General features: G+C 39.8%; 11 protein-coding genes. All 11 read right to left on the bottom strand.

The genetic code is table 11. From position 1 onward, the window contains the following. Window positions 1–10 precede the first annotated feature (10 nt). The 11 genes from LT090_RS11120 to nuoL all read right to left on the bottom strand — a co-directional run bounded on the left by LT090_RS11120 (window position 11) and on the right by nuoL (window position 16,883). On the bottom strand, window positions 11–1,741 hold the full coding sequence (locus tag LT090_RS11120; protein ID WP_332452295.1) for an SLC13 family permease: 1,731 nt from the start codon (window positions 1,739–1,741) through the stop codon (window positions 11–13). Window positions 1,742–2,089: 348 nt separating this feature from the next. Further along, window positions 2,090–3,505, bottom strand: coding sequence for a sulfate adenylyltransferase subunit CysN (gene cysN / locus LT090_RS11125; protein WP_068546622.1), 1,416 nt, complete (start codon window positions 3,503–3,505; stop codon window positions 2,090–2,092). 116 nt (window positions 3,506–3,621) lie between these two features. After that, window positions 3,622–4,521 carry a sulfate adenylyltransferase subunit CysD gene (gene cysD, locus LT090_RS11130; RefSeq protein WP_068546621.1) on the bottom strand — a complete coding sequence of 300 codons (900 nt, stop codon included), beginning with the start codon at window positions 4,519–4,521 and terminating at the stop codon, window positions 3,622–3,624. Window positions 4,522–4,699: 178 nt separating this feature from the next. Next, on the bottom strand, window positions 4,700–5,392 hold the full coding sequence (locus LT090_RS11135; RefSeq protein ID WP_068546620.1) for a transposase: 693 nt from the start codon (window positions 5,390–5,392) through the stop codon (window positions 4,700–4,702). 115 nt (window positions 5,393–5,507) lie between these two features. Further along, the gene (locus tag LT090_RS11140) at window positions 5,508–6,695 is read right to left on the bottom strand and encodes an IS4 family transposase (protein WP_070795903.1); all 1,188 of its coding nucleotides are present in this window, start codon (window positions 6,693–6,695) and stop codon (window positions 5,508–5,510) included. A gap of 201 nt (window positions 6,696–6,896) precedes the next feature. Then, window positions 6,897–8,699 (bottom strand): DEAD/DEAH box helicase, encoded by a 1,803-nt coding sequence (locus LT090_RS11145; RefSeq protein WP_068547466.1) that lies wholly within the window; start codon window positions 8,697–8,699, stop codon window positions 6,897–6,899. A gap of 507 nt (window positions 8,700–9,206) precedes the next feature. Further along, window positions 9,207–10,391, bottom strand: coding sequence for a Vgb family protein (locus tag LT090_RS11150; RefSeq protein ID WP_082897246.1), 1,185 nt, complete (start codon window positions 10,389–10,391; stop codon window positions 9,207–9,209). A 318-nt stretch (window positions 10,392–10,709) separates the two neighbouring features. After that, window positions 10,710–11,474, bottom strand: a complete 765-nt coding sequence (locus LT090_RS11155) for a DUF4097 family beta strand repeat-containing protein (RefSeq protein ID WP_068547468.1) — start codon at window positions 11,472–11,474, stop codon at window positions 10,710–10,712. A gap of 345 nt (window positions 11,475–11,819) precedes the next feature. Continuing rightward, entirely contained in the window at window positions 11,820–13,379 is a 1,560-nt protein-coding gene (locus tag LT090_RS11160) for an NADH-quinone oxidoreductase subunit N (protein WP_068547470.1), read from the bottom strand. Next, window positions 13,372–14,985: a complex I subunit 4 family protein gene (locus LT090_RS11165; RefSeq protein ID WP_068547472.1), complete on the bottom strand. Its 1,614-nt coding sequence runs from the start codon at window positions 14,983–14,985 to the stop codon at window positions 13,372–13,374. The genes LT090_RS11160 and LT090_RS11165 overlap by 8 nt, the downstream gene beginning before the upstream one ends. Next, a complete protein-coding gene (gene nuoL, locus LT090_RS11170) occupies window positions 14,985–16,883 on the bottom strand; it encodes an NADH-quinone oxidoreductase subunit L (protein WP_226996470.1) in 1,899 nt (632 codons plus the stop codon). Before nuoL ends, LT090_RS11165 begins: the two co-directional genes overlap by 1 nt.

Below are 16,883 nucleotides of genomic sequence, written 5' to 3' on the forward strand. Positions count from 1 at the left end.
TGTTATCAGTCTAAAATGGGAATATCAGTGGGATCATGTAAAGCACTACAGCGCTATAGGTAATTGATACCGGTACACCTACTTTCACAAAATCCATTAATTTATAATTACCGGCGTTAAATACCATGACATTGGTTTGGTAACCATAAGGGCTAATAAAGCTGCCGCTCGCTCCAAATGCTACCGCCATAATAAATGGCAATGGATTAACGCCTAAGCCAATAGCAATATTATAGGCTATTGGGAAGATCAATGCCGCCGCTGCGTTGTTGGTAATGATTTCAGTTAATATCAGGGTAATAAAAAACACCATCACAAACGCAATCATCGCGCTCTTATCTTCTAAAAATCCATGCACGTAATCGGCAATAACAAAGGACACTCCGGTGTTTTCCAGTGCTGTTGCTAGCGTCAATGCGCTAACTACTATCAGCCATATCTCTAATGGGAATCGACGTTTAATTTCATTAATGGTCAAACAGTTAAAGGCAAATAGCGCAGCGATATAGAATAATAAACATTTGACCAATGGTATTTCGAAAAACACTGAGGTTGAAATGGTGGCTAAAAAGCCGACAAGGGTAAATTTATCGCGCCAGCCCGACAACATATCTTCGGTTTCAACACCGCTTAGAATAAAGAAGTTTTTGGTTAAGTTAGTACGAGTCGAGAAATCGTTACCGACCGCGAGTACTAAAAAGTCTCCGGATTGCAATATTAACTCGCCGAGTTTACCAGACAGGGTAGAGCCTTCACGACGTATGGCAACAACTGCGGCATCAAAACGAGCTCGAAAACCGGCTTGCTTTAACGTCATTCCGATTATTGCTGAGCCAGGTTTGATTAATACTTGCGTTAAGTTATCGCGCAGTAAACCATCTTGTTCAGCAAAAAGCTGTAAACCGTCAAATTGCTGCAATACAAATACTTTTGAAATGTCTCCGGTGAAAATAAGTTTATCGCCCGGCTGAATAAATTCCTCCGGAGTCACAGGAGAGATCAAATGGCCGTGACGAATAATTTCTACCAAGAACAATGAATCCATTGAGCGCAGACCATTTTCTTCAATCGTTCGACCAATTAATTTTGAATCTTCAGTGACCCGCGCTTCAACAAAATAATGCTTGTCATCTTTTGGGTTAGCAACGATTTTAGGTAAGGTACTAATGCGTAAAAATAATACGACCATACAGGCGCCCATGGCCGCTAAACCAATGAGGGTAAAATCGAAAAACTGTAGTCCAGGAATGCCGCGTTCAATCAACATCGAGTTAACGATTAAATTCGTTGACGTACCAACAAGTGTTAACGTACCACCTAAAATCGCCGCATAAGACAGCGGTAATAATAAGCGTCCGGGGTTAATAAACTTATTGTTTTTAATCGGTGAGATAAGCGTTGCTACTACCGCAGTGTTATTTAATATTGCCGAAGCAAATGCAGTAGTGAATAAGGTTTTAATGTATGACGCGCTCACTGATTTGGTGATCAATGAACTGGCAACAACCCGTAAAAAACTGGTACGTTCAAACGAAAAAGAACAGTTAATCAATAATATTAGGGTTAATAAGCCAGGGTTAATGGCGTTTTGAAAAATTTGTTCAGTGGTTACAAAAGATAAGGTTAGACACGCCATAGTTGCCGCAGCAAATACGCGTTCAGGACTGTTTTGATACTTCACTAATCCGGCAAACGTAAGCAAGAATATTGCTAACATCGCCCATTGATCAATGCTCAGCATGGAGAAACCTTTTTATTGTTATCATCATTTTGAGTTGTTTTTTTCATATTCACAGCACAAAGGTTGATGAAAACTGTTATTTTTTAATTATTTATAAACATATACCAAGAATATTTCTGCGGCAATGTTTAATGTATTTTCTAATTTATGGCGAACTGTTTAAACGCAATAAGACTCACGTGAATTTCGTTAGCGACAAATTCAGTAGCGGCAAAAAGAAAGGCGAGTTACCTCGCCTCTATTAAAATTCTATTTGTGCTCTAATTGTAATGCTAGCTCAAACATTCACGCACTTTATGCCTTTTACGCCCTTTGCGCCCTTTGCGCCCTTTATTATCGGGCGAGCGGTTAAACTGGCTTACAGCCCCACTCAGGGAAGTTCTTACGAATAAACGCGTTTAACTCCACTTCAGTCTTGCTGTATTGGCGAACCACTTCAGGTTCATTGCCGTCGCCTTCAATATAGGTTTTGCTGATCATACCGGCACCAACAGTGATGTTGGTTAAACGGTCAATGATCACAAATGAACCTGTACCTTCAACTTGCTCATATGCATCAATAACCACTGGGCCATTGGTTGAAATGTTACAAGAAGCGATTTCGTTTAGCTTCATCTCATCTTCTTGGATGTGATCAAGGCTATTTACGTCAATGCGGTAGTTGATGTTGTCAATGCGGCCATAGGTATTTTTAGAGCCGATTTTTAACTCGTATTCTTTACCTGGTTGTAATGCCGCTTCACTCATCCAAACAATCGTTGCTTCGAATTTGTCAGTGATAGTTGCCAGTTTATTAGAACGTACAATGACATCACCACGAGAAATATCAATTTCATCGTTTAATGTTAGCGTGATCGCTTGACCAACTTGTGCCGATTCTAATTCACCGTCCGCGGTAACAATCGCTTTAACCGACGACGTTTTGCCTGAAGGTTGTGCCGTAATTACATCGCCTACGTTTATTACACCACCGCTAATAGTGCCGCAAAAGCCGCGAAAATCTAAGTTAGGACGAGTAACGTATTGAACAGGAAGACGGAAGTCTTCAAGGTTTTTATCTTCGTCAATTTTAACCGTATCTAATAGGCCCATTAACGTAGCACCTGGATACCAGTCCATCGCTTCTGAACGATTAACAACGTTATCGCCTTTCAGCGCTGAGATTGGTACAAAACGGATATCTGGTACATTCAATGCACTTGCAAAATCACGGTATTCTTCTTTGATTCTACGGTAATCTTCTTGGCTATAATCAACCAAGTCCATTTTATTTACCGCAACAATTAAATGCTTAATGCCTAACAATGACGCGATATAGCTGTGACGTTTGGTTTGAGTTTGAACGCCGTAACGAGCATCGATCATCAAAATTGCTAAATCACAGTTTGACGCACCGGTTGCCATGTTACGTGTGTATTGCTCGTGACCAGGACAGTCAGCAATAATAAACTTACGCTTTTCAGTGGCGAAATAACGGTAAGCTACATCAATGGTAATGCCTTGCTCACGCTCTGATTGCAGACCATCAACTAGTAACGCTAAGTCGAATTCACCGTCTGTGGTGTTGAATTTTTTAGAATCTGATTTGATCGCATCCATATGATCTTCAAAAATTAATTTTGAGTCATGTAATAAACGACCAATTAAGGTAGATTTACCGTCATCAACATTACCACAGGTTAAAAAGCGCAGCATGTCTTTGTTTTCATGAACTTTTAAATATTCATCGATATCGTTTTCTAATAAAGCTTGTTCAATGCTCATTTTGTTTCCTTTCACAAGGTGATGTGTATTATCACCATTGCTTGAATTATTCTTTTTAAATCTTTCTAATTTTTGTCTATGTCACTTTCGATTTCATATCGCTGTGTAAGACTTATTTAGAAGTACCCTTCCATTTTCTTCTTCTCCATCGAGCCGGAAGAGTCATGGTCAATCATACGTCCTTGACGTTCTGATGTTTTGGTAAGCAACATTTCTTGAATAACTTCTGTCAGCGTTGTCGCTTCCGATTCAACGGCACCAGTTAAAGGATAATCACCAAGGGTTCTAAAGCGTACGCTTTTCATCATTGGTTTCTCGCCTTCTTTAAGAGGCATACGATCATCATCAACCATGATTAACGTGCCGTCACGTTCAACCACAGGACGAACCGCTGATAAGTATAAAGGTACGATTTCGATATTTTCTAAATGGATATACTGCCAAATATCTAACTCAGTCCAGTTTGATAGAGGGAAAACACGGATACTTTCACCCTTGTTTACCTTACCGTTGTAAACATTCCATAATTCTGGACGTTGGCTTTTTGGATCCCAACGATGGTTCTTATCGCGGAATGAATAAACACGTTCTTTGGCACGAGACTTCTCTTCGTCACGACGTGCACCACCAAAAGCTGCATCAAACTGATGTTTGTCTAGGGCTTGTTTTAAACCCTGAGTTTTCATCACGTCGGTAAATTTAGCACTACCGTGATCAAACGGATTCATACCAGCCGCACGACCTTCTTCATTCGTATGAACGATTAAGTCCATGCCATATTTCTTCGCTGCGATATCGCGAAACGCGATCATTTCTTTAAACTTCCACGTTGTATCTACGTGCATTAAAGGAAATGGTGGTTTAGCAGGGAAAAAGGCTTTCATTGTTAAGTGCAACATAACCGCAGAATCTTTACCTACTGAGTAAAGCATTACCGGGTTATCAAATTCAGCAGCAACCTCACGAATGATGTGAATAGATTCAGCTTCAAGCTGTTTTAAATGTGTTAAATTCATTGGCAACCAATTAGTTAGAATGAGTTAATGTTATTTTTAGAGGGTGATAATTATGCCACACCCAAATTCCTCTTTCTATAATAGTTTATAATTAAACAACCTGCTAAATTGTTATTACATATAAAGAAAGTTTTTAAATACTGGTGTCAAAATAAAGTAGGAATAAAGTAGGGTCAGATCACAATTTATTTTTATTCGGCCGTCCGATCTTCTTAGGCTCTAATTCACATCCGCATAGTTTTGATAATCTTTGTTTAAATTTATTACTTCCTAAAGTATTTCCCGACTTAACACATTGCCTAATGTTGTTTAATTCAAATTCAGTTAAAGGCTGCTCAAGAAATTGATTATAGGCCTTTAATCGAGACAATTTGGTTGTGCCTAAACTTAGGTAATACTCATGAAAACATACTAATGTGGACTCTTTACCTAAACCATTTATTTGATAGCTAGACCATGAATAGTCAGCAGCATTGGAAACCATTCCAGCTCTCACCGGATTATGCTCAATATATTTGTATAACTGCAATAAATAGCTTTCTGAGTCGACAAGACAGGAATTGAATCGTCCTTCCCAAAGAGTCCCTGTCCGATTGTATTTAAAATTAAAGTATTGTGCATAGTCACGACCAAGTCCTTGCATCATCTTACTAATTGCGTTTTCCGTTTGTGGAGTGGCCAACAAATGAAAATGATTTGTCATAAATACCCACGCATGCAGTTGAACATCAAATTGATTGGTATATTTTTTTAAAAATGCTGCAAATGCTTTGAAGTCGCTGGCATCTATAAAACAAATGGATTTGTTGTTGCCTCGATTGTATATATGCTGCGGATAATTTGTAGGTGCTATCCTTAATTTTCTGACCATAGTAATTCCTTTTACTGTAACTCACTTTATTTTAGATGTTATTTGAGAAAAAGGTTAATGAATATTTATGAATAAAAGTGTGATCTGACCCTGACGGATCCCCACGAATTTATAGTTAAACATTAAGCGGCTCCAACATAAATTTATTGAGCTGCTTAATTGCACTTTTCCACTCTTCTTTTTCAATACAAAACCTTAAGTTCCTTACGGCTCTTAGTGCGATGAATTGATATGATAATACGGCTCTGGATTTAACACTATTAGCCTGGTATTGACGGTTTTTCCCTTGTATAACTAAAGCCATACCAATGAGCATTAGAATATACTGCGCTATAAGTGCGATAACAAGCAGTACTAGTATTCGCAGCCTTTTTCGACTATTACATACATTCATATTAAGACCGGTTTTTACATCACGAAAGCTCTCTTCTATTTGCATTCTAGTGGTGTAGATTTTAACTACTTTTTTAGCAAAACCTAGCTGTTTTGAACACAGTGACGTTGTGAGTAACCAAGGCTCTCGCTCTCGTTTCGCATTGGCTTTTGATTTGCCACTTCGACGACGCCTATTACCTTTTGCAACAAGATCTTTTCGCCCTTTATTTCGAGATTTAAATATTACGAAGTTACATGTTATTGGATTGCAACGAGCCACATCAAAACGACCAAGCGATTTAGGGCGCGTCGTTGCAAGCTTGTATAACGCTTTAACTGGGAGCCAATCTTTATCTTGTTTACAGAATGTACGGTTTCTCATTCTGCCAACATAATCCCAATTCAGTGATTGAATCATATTAAACCAGGGCGTTCTGAATCCGGCATCTGTAACAATAATTGGCCGACAAGTTGAGGGCAGCATATTTTTCAAAACCATCATAAAGTCTTTATGAACCTTAGGTTTTTCTTTGCTTGATTGGGGATGAACTTCTTCATATAAAGTTAACGACCGACCGTTAACTGCTATCGCAGCGCGTATTAAGAAATTTTCTTGGCGCGCATCTAAATCTGACCAATCCACCAGGATGACAGGATGCTTTTGCGTCCCAACAAGTTTGCGAGTTAGTGTCTCGTATATGCTAGGAATTTCGGCATGTAAGTGAACATTACTACAAAGTCTATCACTTCGTTTGATTTGGTGTTTTTCAGATGTTTCGCTAAGTATGTTGCGCCCTAAATTCGTGACAGATAAATCAGCCCCTCGAATTAGACTAGTAATTAAACATTTAAGGCTATTTCGACGTACTTTGTGCATTTTCGGGGTGACAAAAGATAAGGTTTGATTCAATATATGGTCTACATTCATGGCTTGCTCTTGGGATTATTTTTGTTTGGCGATAGATCTGATCACCAAAAGCCATGAATGTTCCCCAGATTTTTTAATTCCTACGAAATTCTTGAATCACAAATTTCGTGGGGATACCTCAGGATCTGACCCTACTTATTTTGAGTGAAAAAAAAGGATGAGCTTAGCTCATCCTTTTCGGTATTGGTTTGTCACGTTTAATTAGTGACGGTTGCCGCGTGAACGGTCACCTCTGTTGCCACCGCGAGGACGGTCGTTACGAGGGCGGTCACTGCGAGGACGACGAGCTAATGCTTCAGCAGGCACATCCGATACTGAGATGTCTAGTTGCTGACGACGAACGCGTACTTGCTTTAATTGGGCGAACACATCTTTTGGCATGCCTTTTGGTAATTGTAAGATAGTGTGGTTATCTTCCAATTTGATTTGACCAATGTATGCACTGTCTAATGCGATTTCGTTAGCGATTGCGCCTACGATATCACCTGGGTTAGCACCATGCTCGCGTCCAACTTCGATGCGGTATGACTGCCAATCGATATCTGGACGTGCTGAGTTGTTGCGTTGCTTGCGCTCGCCACGGTCAGCACGCTCGCCACGACGACCACCATCTCTGTCGTTACGACCACGAGTTTCACGGTTGTCTCGATCCGCACGTTCACGACGTGGACGAGGATCTTCTTTTGGTTGGAACGGTTGCTTGATTTGTTTTTCAAACAATAACGCTGCCGCTAAGTCTTCAATTGATACTTCAGAATCTGCAGCCATCTTAACTAAGATTTCACGCATCGCGGTTAAATCTTTGTTTTCAGCTAGTTCAACTAATGCTTTACGAGCACGTTCGATACGGATGCCACCAAGTTCTTGAACTGATGGTAATTCAAAAGTATTGATTGTGCCTGATGTTAAACGCTCATAATGACGTAAGTTGTACATTTCACGAGGACGTACGAATGAAATCGACGTACCTTCACGACCAGCACGACCGGTACGACCGATACGGTGAACGTAAGACTCTGAATCACCTGGTAAGTCGTAGTTAAGTACTAAGTCAATACGTGGAATATCAAGACCACGAGCAACAACGTCAGTTGCAACCATGATAGAAATTTTACCTGACTTAAGTTGATCAACAGTGCGCTCACGTTGTGCTTGGTTCATGTCACCATTAAGTGCTGCACAAGGGTAACCTTGACGTTCTAACATTTCAGCAACGGTTAAAGTATCGTTACGAGTACGAACGAAGATTAGCATTGCATCGAAATCGAATGTTTCAACAATACGCTCAATCGCGGTGTTTTTGTTAATACCTGATACTTTCCAAGCTAACTGTGTGATGTTTGCTTTTGCTTGTTTCTTAGCAGCAATTTTTACGTGCTCTGCATCTGTTAAGAAGCGATCCGCAATTTTCTTGATTGCTGGTGGCATCGTTGCTGAGAACAAAGCCATTTGTGTTTCACCTGATAAGTGGTCAAGGATCCATTCGATGTCTTCTAAGAAACCCATGTTTAACATTTCATCAGCTTCATCTAGAGCACAGAACTTAATCGCATCTAGCTTTAACGTTTTACGACGTAGGTGATCCATTAGACGACCCGGTGTACCAACAACAACTTGTGCACCTTTCTCTAACATTGATAATTGTGGACCATAAGATTGACCACCGTAAAGTGTTGCAACTTTTAGGCCTTTCATGTTTTTAGCGAAAGATTCTAATGCTTCAGCAACCTGTATCGCTAATTCGCGCGTTGGTGCTAATACCATCATTTGTGGCTTGCGAAGTTTAACATCGATGTTTGCTAAAGCAGGTAAACCGAACGCGGCTGTTTTACCAGTACCCGTTTGCGCTTCACCTAAAACGTGACGACCGTTTAATAAAGGTTGAATAGTTTTTTCCTGAATAGGAGTCGGATGCTCAAAGCCCATAGCTTTAAGTGATGATAATAAAATTTCAGGTAAACCTAGTTGGTCAAAAGTAACCGATGTATTGTTTGATTCAGACATTAATTGTGTTCTCAAAAGGCAGAGCAATACAATGAGGCAAATCAATCCATTACAAATACTGCAATAGTATAGATATTGTCTTAAAGCACATAACTGCGAAAAATTTCAAAGTTATCCACCTCAAGACTTATAGCGAGATCTCAGTGATCTATGCTAAACGAATAGGAATCGTGTTTAGCTTGGCAAGTCAGCGGGCGAAAATAACCACTCTTAGTCTCCTGCTCACATTTGCGGGGCAATTCATAGAAGCTTAAGTATGCAAACGCATGTTTAAAGCTTAAGTTCTGTTGCCGTGCAGGAATTGAGCGCATCATACCGTTTTGTAAATTTAATGCAAGTAACAATATGTAATTAATGGTCATTTAGGCGTATAATGTACGATTTTATAAAGATTTTTAGCGAAACTACCGGCTTTTCGTTCATTTACACCAATTTAACACCTTATACTTATTACTTTATCAGCACTTACTCGCCCATCCCCTCAATCTCGCTGTCGAATATCGACTGTTAGTCTTTTGCTTGTTGTATTAACTTTATAACGCCAATCGTATTGGCATCGCTACCAAACCAAACTTCATCGCTTGCTTGGTGATAGTACATGTAACGAACACTGCCACCGCCACTTGGTACATCAGCCTCAGCTATTAATTGTTTAGTTTTTGAATCAAACACTCTAATTTTAACAGGCTTAGTGCCGGTGAGAGCCACATAGATTCGATTATTACTATCCATGGCCGAGCCGTACAATTTCGCTTTATTACCTTCTGGCATGGCGTATTTGGTGATTTGTTCGGTGTTGAGGTCAACTTCGCCAAGATAGCCTGTTTTATGATCAAGATAGTACAGTAAGTCGGTGCTGGTTATTTCCAGTCGTCGTGGACGCTCATTGGCGTCAGGTAAGTCGATGAGTGAAAAAGATAATTCATCAGCATTAATTTTAGCGACCTTGTTAGTGCCAAATAGCACCACATAAGGAATATTTTGCGCTGACATTTTGATGCCATATGGTCGCGCATGGGCAATCTTCATATCAATCAAATCAACTTTACCAGTGCTAGTGGTTAAGCGCCCTACTTGATTCCCCCATTGTGCGGTAAACCAGATATCGCCTTGCTTATTAAATATTAAGGTGTGAGGGTCTATTTCTATTTTGCCAGGCATCATTATTTTCTCGATGCTGCCATCAACAGGGTTGAGCTTACCAATATGATTATTGCGATTACCGGCATACCAAATCATATTGTTTTTATCGATGATCAAGTTATGAGGGTGAGTATTATCTGGCAGGGTAAACTGTTTGAATTCACCAGTTTTAGGATCTAAGCTGGCAATATAATTGCCGCCCTGACCGCAAAAATAGACGACTCCATTACTATCTACTGCTGGATCGCGAGGGCGAGTTTTCGGCCATGGCACTTGCCATTCTTTAATTTCAAGTAGCGCACTATTGGTCGCTGCTGGGGTTACTGTTGGGGTTGCCACTGAAGCTTTAGCTGAAACAACGAGAGAAGCTTTAGCTGAAACAGAAAGAGCTGTTATCGCCGATGCATAACTAGCGCTAAAAATACTGGCCATGAGACAAATAGCTGCCACAGCTTTACCCAGAGTTTTACTTTTACTTTTGGTTTTGGTTTTGGTTTTGGTTTTGGTTTTGGTTTTGGTTTTGTAGAAAGTCTTTAAAACAGTTTTCATTTTATTCCCGCCGATATCAAACCTTTATAAGTAACGTCTTAATATTAGCTTAATTTTATCGATATGAAATAAAGCAGATTTTAGTCTTACAGTTCACTTAGAATGGCAATAGGTTGTTTTAATTAACGTTAAAGTCGCTAGCGTTTCTTACAAAACTTCTTACAAAACTTATTACAAAACTTCTTACAAAAGCAGTACATCACCTCAGTTACCTCCTTTTGCGCCTCAAGCAAATTAAAAGTGCTTAAAAATAAAAAAACGCCCTACTTTCGTAGAGCGTGTTATTGGGAAAATATATTGTAAAAGCGAGTTTCTAGGTTAAGAATCTACGTCTACTTTGCCTTTAATTTCTTTGATGTTCACACCACCAGAGCCGCTTTCAGTTATTCTAAGACCGCCAGCATCTTTTACTTCAATGCTACCCGAGCCATCGTCAATAACGACGGTGCCACCGATGTGATGTAAAACCATTTCACCTGAGCCATCGTCAACATTGACACTGCCACTAATATCAGTCACAAACATTGAGCCCGAGCCATCTTCAATCTCAACATCACCACTTACATTGGCAACTTCTAGTGACCCCGAGCCATCATCGATGTTTAAATTACCTTGGATATTTTTTACATTTAATGAGCCTGAGCCATCTTTAATATCAACGTTGCTGTTAATGTTATTCACATCAATTGAACCTGAGCCATCATCAATATCTAGAGCAATGCTATCTGGTACTGAAACAGTGACATTGATTTTTGGAGAATCGCCCCACGAAATACGAACCGAACTATGTTTAGCTACAAGTACAGCTTTGTCGCCTTTTCTTGTTAGTGTTAACTCATAGTCTTTGTCATCAGTGGTATAGATATCAGCATCAACATCAATGTTGGTCGCTTGTTTGTTACCATTTACAATTAGAAAACCTGCTCCGGCGTCAATTTCAAGTGTTTTAATATCTGCGGAGTTCAATGTTAGTTTTTCTTCAATATTAACATCTGCACTGGTGCCGTTCGCGCCAACGTGGATCACACAACCAGGTAAAATAAGTAAACCGGTAATTAGTGCTGCAATTTTTGTCATTTTCATAGTAAATCCCTGATATTGATTTTTATTAAACTCGTATTCGATTTAGTTTGGTTTATTTAGGCTCAATGAAAAAAGTAATCAAATTATATCGGTTATTTTAAGTAACCTTTATAAATTGACCATTTTTACCAAATTAAAACCTAATATTTACATTAATCTTACAGGAAACATTACAAGTATAGTGCCAACTTTATAAGTAATTGTTTTATAAGGCTTATTAAGTTTACCCCCATAGTTCTGTTATAAATTTGTCATTTTTATTTAGTAACTTTAACCACTATTTAGCAGATTTGCCAAAATATGAACTAGCCGAATTTAACCAGAATTTGCAAAATTTAGCCAAAGCTAGCCAAACTTGGAAAGCGCAAAGATGCGAACCTCTTCAGAAATAATATCGGGGACGATGCCAAACAATAATAATGTAATACCTAAGGTCACCATTAAAATATGTGGTATCGCGTGTAACTTAAATATAGGCTTAGGACTATCTTTATCAGAGTCGATACTTGAGTCGCTAGAGCTGTTTGAGGTATTAGTGCTGTTTGAGGTGTTAGCGCTGTTAGACTCACTGACGCTAGATGCCGTGCTAGCATGCTTATCAAACATCACAAAAATGATGGTTAGATAGTAATAAAGGGCAATTGCACTACCCACAACCAAGGCACTAAGTAACACCCATGCGTCATTAACAACAGCGGTTGATAACAAGTAAAATTTACCGATAAAACCCGCTGTTAATGGGATACCGGCCAACGATAAAATTGCCACCATTAAACAACTTGCTTGCATAGGGTTTTGCCAAAAGAACCCGCGTAAACTGTCCAAATCATCGACATCACAGGCCTTGTTAGCATTAGATACTTGCCCTAAGAATGTAAACAATAACAAGGTCGAAAAGGTGTACGCCATTAAATAAAATAACGCCGACTCCCAGGCAAGTTGCAATGATTCAATAGCGCTGACTTTTAAGATAATCAATAGATAGCCCATATGAGCGATGGATGAATAGGCCAATAAACGTTTTAGGTTTCTTTGCTTTAACGCTAATAGATTACCGATCAACATAGATGCTATAGCGATAATGGTGATCACTGTGAGTAACTGCTGTTGCTTAAATTGTTCGGCGATAAACCAAAACTTAACCAATACCGCAAACATCGACAGCTTTGATACAGTCGCCAAAAACATGGTAACCGGTGCAGGAGCACCTTGATAAACATCTGGCGTCCAAAAATGAAATGGTGCCAAAGATAACTTAAAAGCAAAACCACAAAGTATCAGTACTGAGCCAACAAAAAACAATATTCTTGATTGCTCACTTGTAACCATATTTACTGCGGTATTGATATAATTAAAGGTTAGATCGCCACTATACGCATAGATAAATGCCATCCCCAATAACAACACACTCGACGCCGTTGCACTGAGTATTAAATATTTCATCGCCGCTTCTAGAGATTGACTGCGATCTCGTAAATAACACACCATGGCAACAAGTGAAATAGATAGTAATTCTAGGCCTAAAAACACGCTGGCAAAATGGTTAGCGATAACCAGTATGCTGGCACCAAGTGTTGCTAATAATAACAAGACGTAGAACTCATCGTGCACTTCAATGCCGGTACGTAAATAACGATTAGACACGATAGTAACAACTGCCGCACTGGCAAAAATAAGTACATTAATCCCCAGCGAAAAACCATCAAAATAAAACAAGATTGTAGCTTGTGTATTTAACGCGGGTAGAACTAAATATATACTCGTCGCAGCAATAATTATGCTGCCCAAAGTAAATAATTGGATCATGTTGATAGAGCGTTTAACAGCGATCATAAACAATTGCATCACGATAGCTGCAGACAAAATTATTTGCGGTGCAATGGCTAATAATTCAAGTTCACTCATCGCCTTTCTCCACATTGTTGCTGCTAATCACAGGGGCTGAAATCCGCGGCAGTGCGGTTTGCTTTAATAATGTTAGTTGTGAGTCGGCTTGGGTATTAGCATTTGTATTCGCACCTGTATTCACTTTTTCATTAGAATTAGCATTGGCAATTGGTTGAATCACCGTTAAATCACCTGCAGAAGTTACCAATAAATTATTAAGTAACAAATTCGGCTTCATACCAAACAATATAAGCGCGCCCAGTAAGGATATGCAGACCAATAACTCTCTCGCATTTAAGTCGATAATTTCGTGACTTACCTTGCCTTGAAAGCTTCGCTGAAATAAGTGCATGCCATAAATTGCGGAGCCAATTAACCCGAGAGCGGCAATAATCACCATTGTTGGATTACTGGCAAAACTGCCAACCAATGCCATAAATTCACCAACAAAATTAAGCATTCCTGGTAAGCCAAATGCTGCTGCAACAAAAGCTAATAACATGCCGCCCATGATTGGCGCACTGGCAAATAATCCGCCCATAATAACCAAATCACGACTGTGTAAACGTTGATATAAAAAGCCGGCCATTGAAAATAGTGCAGCACTGCTTAATCCGTGCGCGACCATAGTGACTAACGCGCCTTGATAGGCAATGGCATTAAAGCTAAATAACGCCAACATGATAAACCCCATATGCGATATCGAACTATAGGCGACAAGGCGTTTAAAGTCGGTTTGGGCAAAGGCTAACTTGGCGCCATAAATGATGCTGATCACACCTAACAACATTGCCGTATCAGCAAAAGCTTCGGTGGCATCTGGGAATAACGGCAAGACAAAACGAATCAAGCCATATGCACCAGTTTTTAGTAATACTCCGGCAAGTAAAACACTACCAGCAGTTGGTGCTTGCGTATGCGCATCTGGCAACCAACTGTGAACTGGAAAACTTGGGAGTTTCACCGCAAATGCAATAAAGAAACCAAGCATTAAATACCATTGTAATTCAATGTCGATAGTTAATTTTTGCAAGGCAAAGTAATCGAAACTTAACACCCCGGTTTGCTGCTTGTGGACAAACGCTAAGGCGATAATTGCGACCAACATTAACAGTGAAGAAAGCTGTGTAAAAATAAAAAATTTAATCGCTGCAAAGACTCGTTTTTCATGACCCCAAATAGCGATTAACGCGGTCATTGGCAATAACATCACTTCCCAAAAGAAGAAGAATAAAAATAAATCTGATGCGATAAATACGCCAATTATTCCAGCAATAGACGCCATTAAGTTAAAGTAGTAAAAGCCGACTCGATGTTTGATTTCTTTCCATGACACTAAGATACAGATCACGGCAAGAAATAAGGTAAGATAAATAAGGACGACGCTTAAGCTGTCCGCTGCTGTTGCGTAATAGATATTAAAGGATGAAATCCACGGAGTAAGGCTAAATGGCAGGTAGTCGATAAAGACACCAGGGTGTTGTCGGATAACATCGATAAAGCTTAATGACGCGATGATAATAGTAAATAAACTTACCCACTTAGCGGTACCGGGGCGATGGTTCTCCACAACCCAAGCAAAAATACCTCCGACGAAGATTAATAATAATAATTGCGTCAACATTATAAAATAACCCCCAACAATAGCGCTAAACCAATACCTATCATTGCGGCATACCAGCGTAATTGACCGTTTTGCGTAGCTGAGAATACTTCATGCCAACTCGTCACATTCCAGCTTATGCCGTTAACTATTTGATCAATTAGGTCGGATTTATTAATGCGTGCGAGAAACACAAACGGCGTGACCAACAATACTTGATACAAGCGGTCAAACCCTAAACCACCGGCAAAGAAGTTGGAAAGTGCAAAATTGCTTGTTCGAACCGTTGAGTTTGCTTTGGGAAAATACAATAGATAGGCAATGATGGCACCAACAAACGGGGTGGCAATGGCTACCGCATGTAACCAACTTGCATCAGCAGACTCCGGAGACATTTGTGCTGCATTATTGGTATCCGGCCCAGTTTCTGCGATTAATACAGCTGATAAATCGAGGCTAATTAAACCACCAGCAATTGACAGCGCAGCTAAGATAATTAACGGTACCAGTTGCAGTTTTTCTTTAACTGGATGAACTTCCTCGTCACCACGATAGTGGCCAAAAAAGGTAATAAATACCAATCTAAAACTATAAATACTGGTTATGAATGCACCTAATATCGCCATATACCAAAACACTGGGCCAGCCGTAGCTGAGCCATATAACTCAGCGATGATCGCTTCTTTTGAGACAAACCCTGATGTGCCAGGAAAGGCAATTAAAGCGGCAATACCAATAAAGAACAATATTGAAATTAACGGTAATTTTTTAAACAAGCCGCCCATTTTAAAGATATTCTGTTGATGATGAAGCGCTAAGATAATGCTGCCCGCAGTTAAAAATAGCAACGCTTTGAAAAATGCGTGGGTCATTAAATGCATTATGCCGGCAGAAAATGCGCCCGCACCTAATGCCAGCATCATATAGCCAATTTGACTCATGGTTGAATAGGCCAATACTCGTTTGATATCGCGCTGAGCTAAGGCCGCAAATCCCGCCAACAACAATGTTAACGCTCCAACCCAACACACTAATGTCATCACCTCTGGTGTTAACAAAAACAAACCTTGCATACGGGCAATTAAATAAACGCCTGCTGTTACCATGGTTGCTGCATGTATTAATGCGCTTACCGGCGTAGGGCCTGCCATTGCATCTGGTAGCCAAGTTTGCAGTGGCAATTGCGCCGACTTACCGACCGCACCACCTAGCAATAATAATGCTATCCAAAATGGCATGTCAGAATCTGATGATGTGGTATGCAAACTCGTTATGTTTTGACCATCAAATAAACTTGCAATCGTAAGTGTACCGGTTTCGCGAAATAGTAAAAATAAACCAATCGCTAAAAACGTATCGCCGATCCGAGTAACAATAAAAGCTTTTTTAGCGGCAAGCGCATTTTCAGGTTGCTGATACCAAAAGCCTATCAATAAGAAACTACACAGACCAACGCCTTCCCAACCTAGATAGAGCAATACAAGATTATCGGCAAGAACCAACAATAACATCGCGCAAATAAATAGGTTCATATAGGCCATAAAACGCGAGAAGTTCTCGTCACTGTGCATATACGATGCGGCGTAAGCATGAATTAACAAACCAACTCCGGAGACCACAAGAGTCATTACCATTGAAAGTGAATCGAGATGTAAGGCAACATTTATCGTCTCTTCACCAAGATTAAACCATTGCCACAGCACCGCGGTTAATTGCGAGTCGGGAGCGACCATTACCGACTGTAATAAATAAAAGCTACTTAACGCACTCAGTCCTACCGCGCCAACTGAAATAAACGAGGCTAGTTGCCAAGATAATCGCTTAGACAATGTGATTAACAATAAAAAGCTAATAAGCGGATAAAATGGTAACCATGACAGTACCTGCATCGCTAAGCTATTTACTATTGTGCTATCCAT

The sequence above is a fragment of the Thalassotalea crassostreae genome (assembly GCF_001831495.1).
Classification (GTDB): domain Bacteria; phylum Pseudomonadota; class Gammaproteobacteria; order Enterobacterales; family Alteromonadaceae; genus Thalassotalea_A; species Thalassotalea_A crassostreae.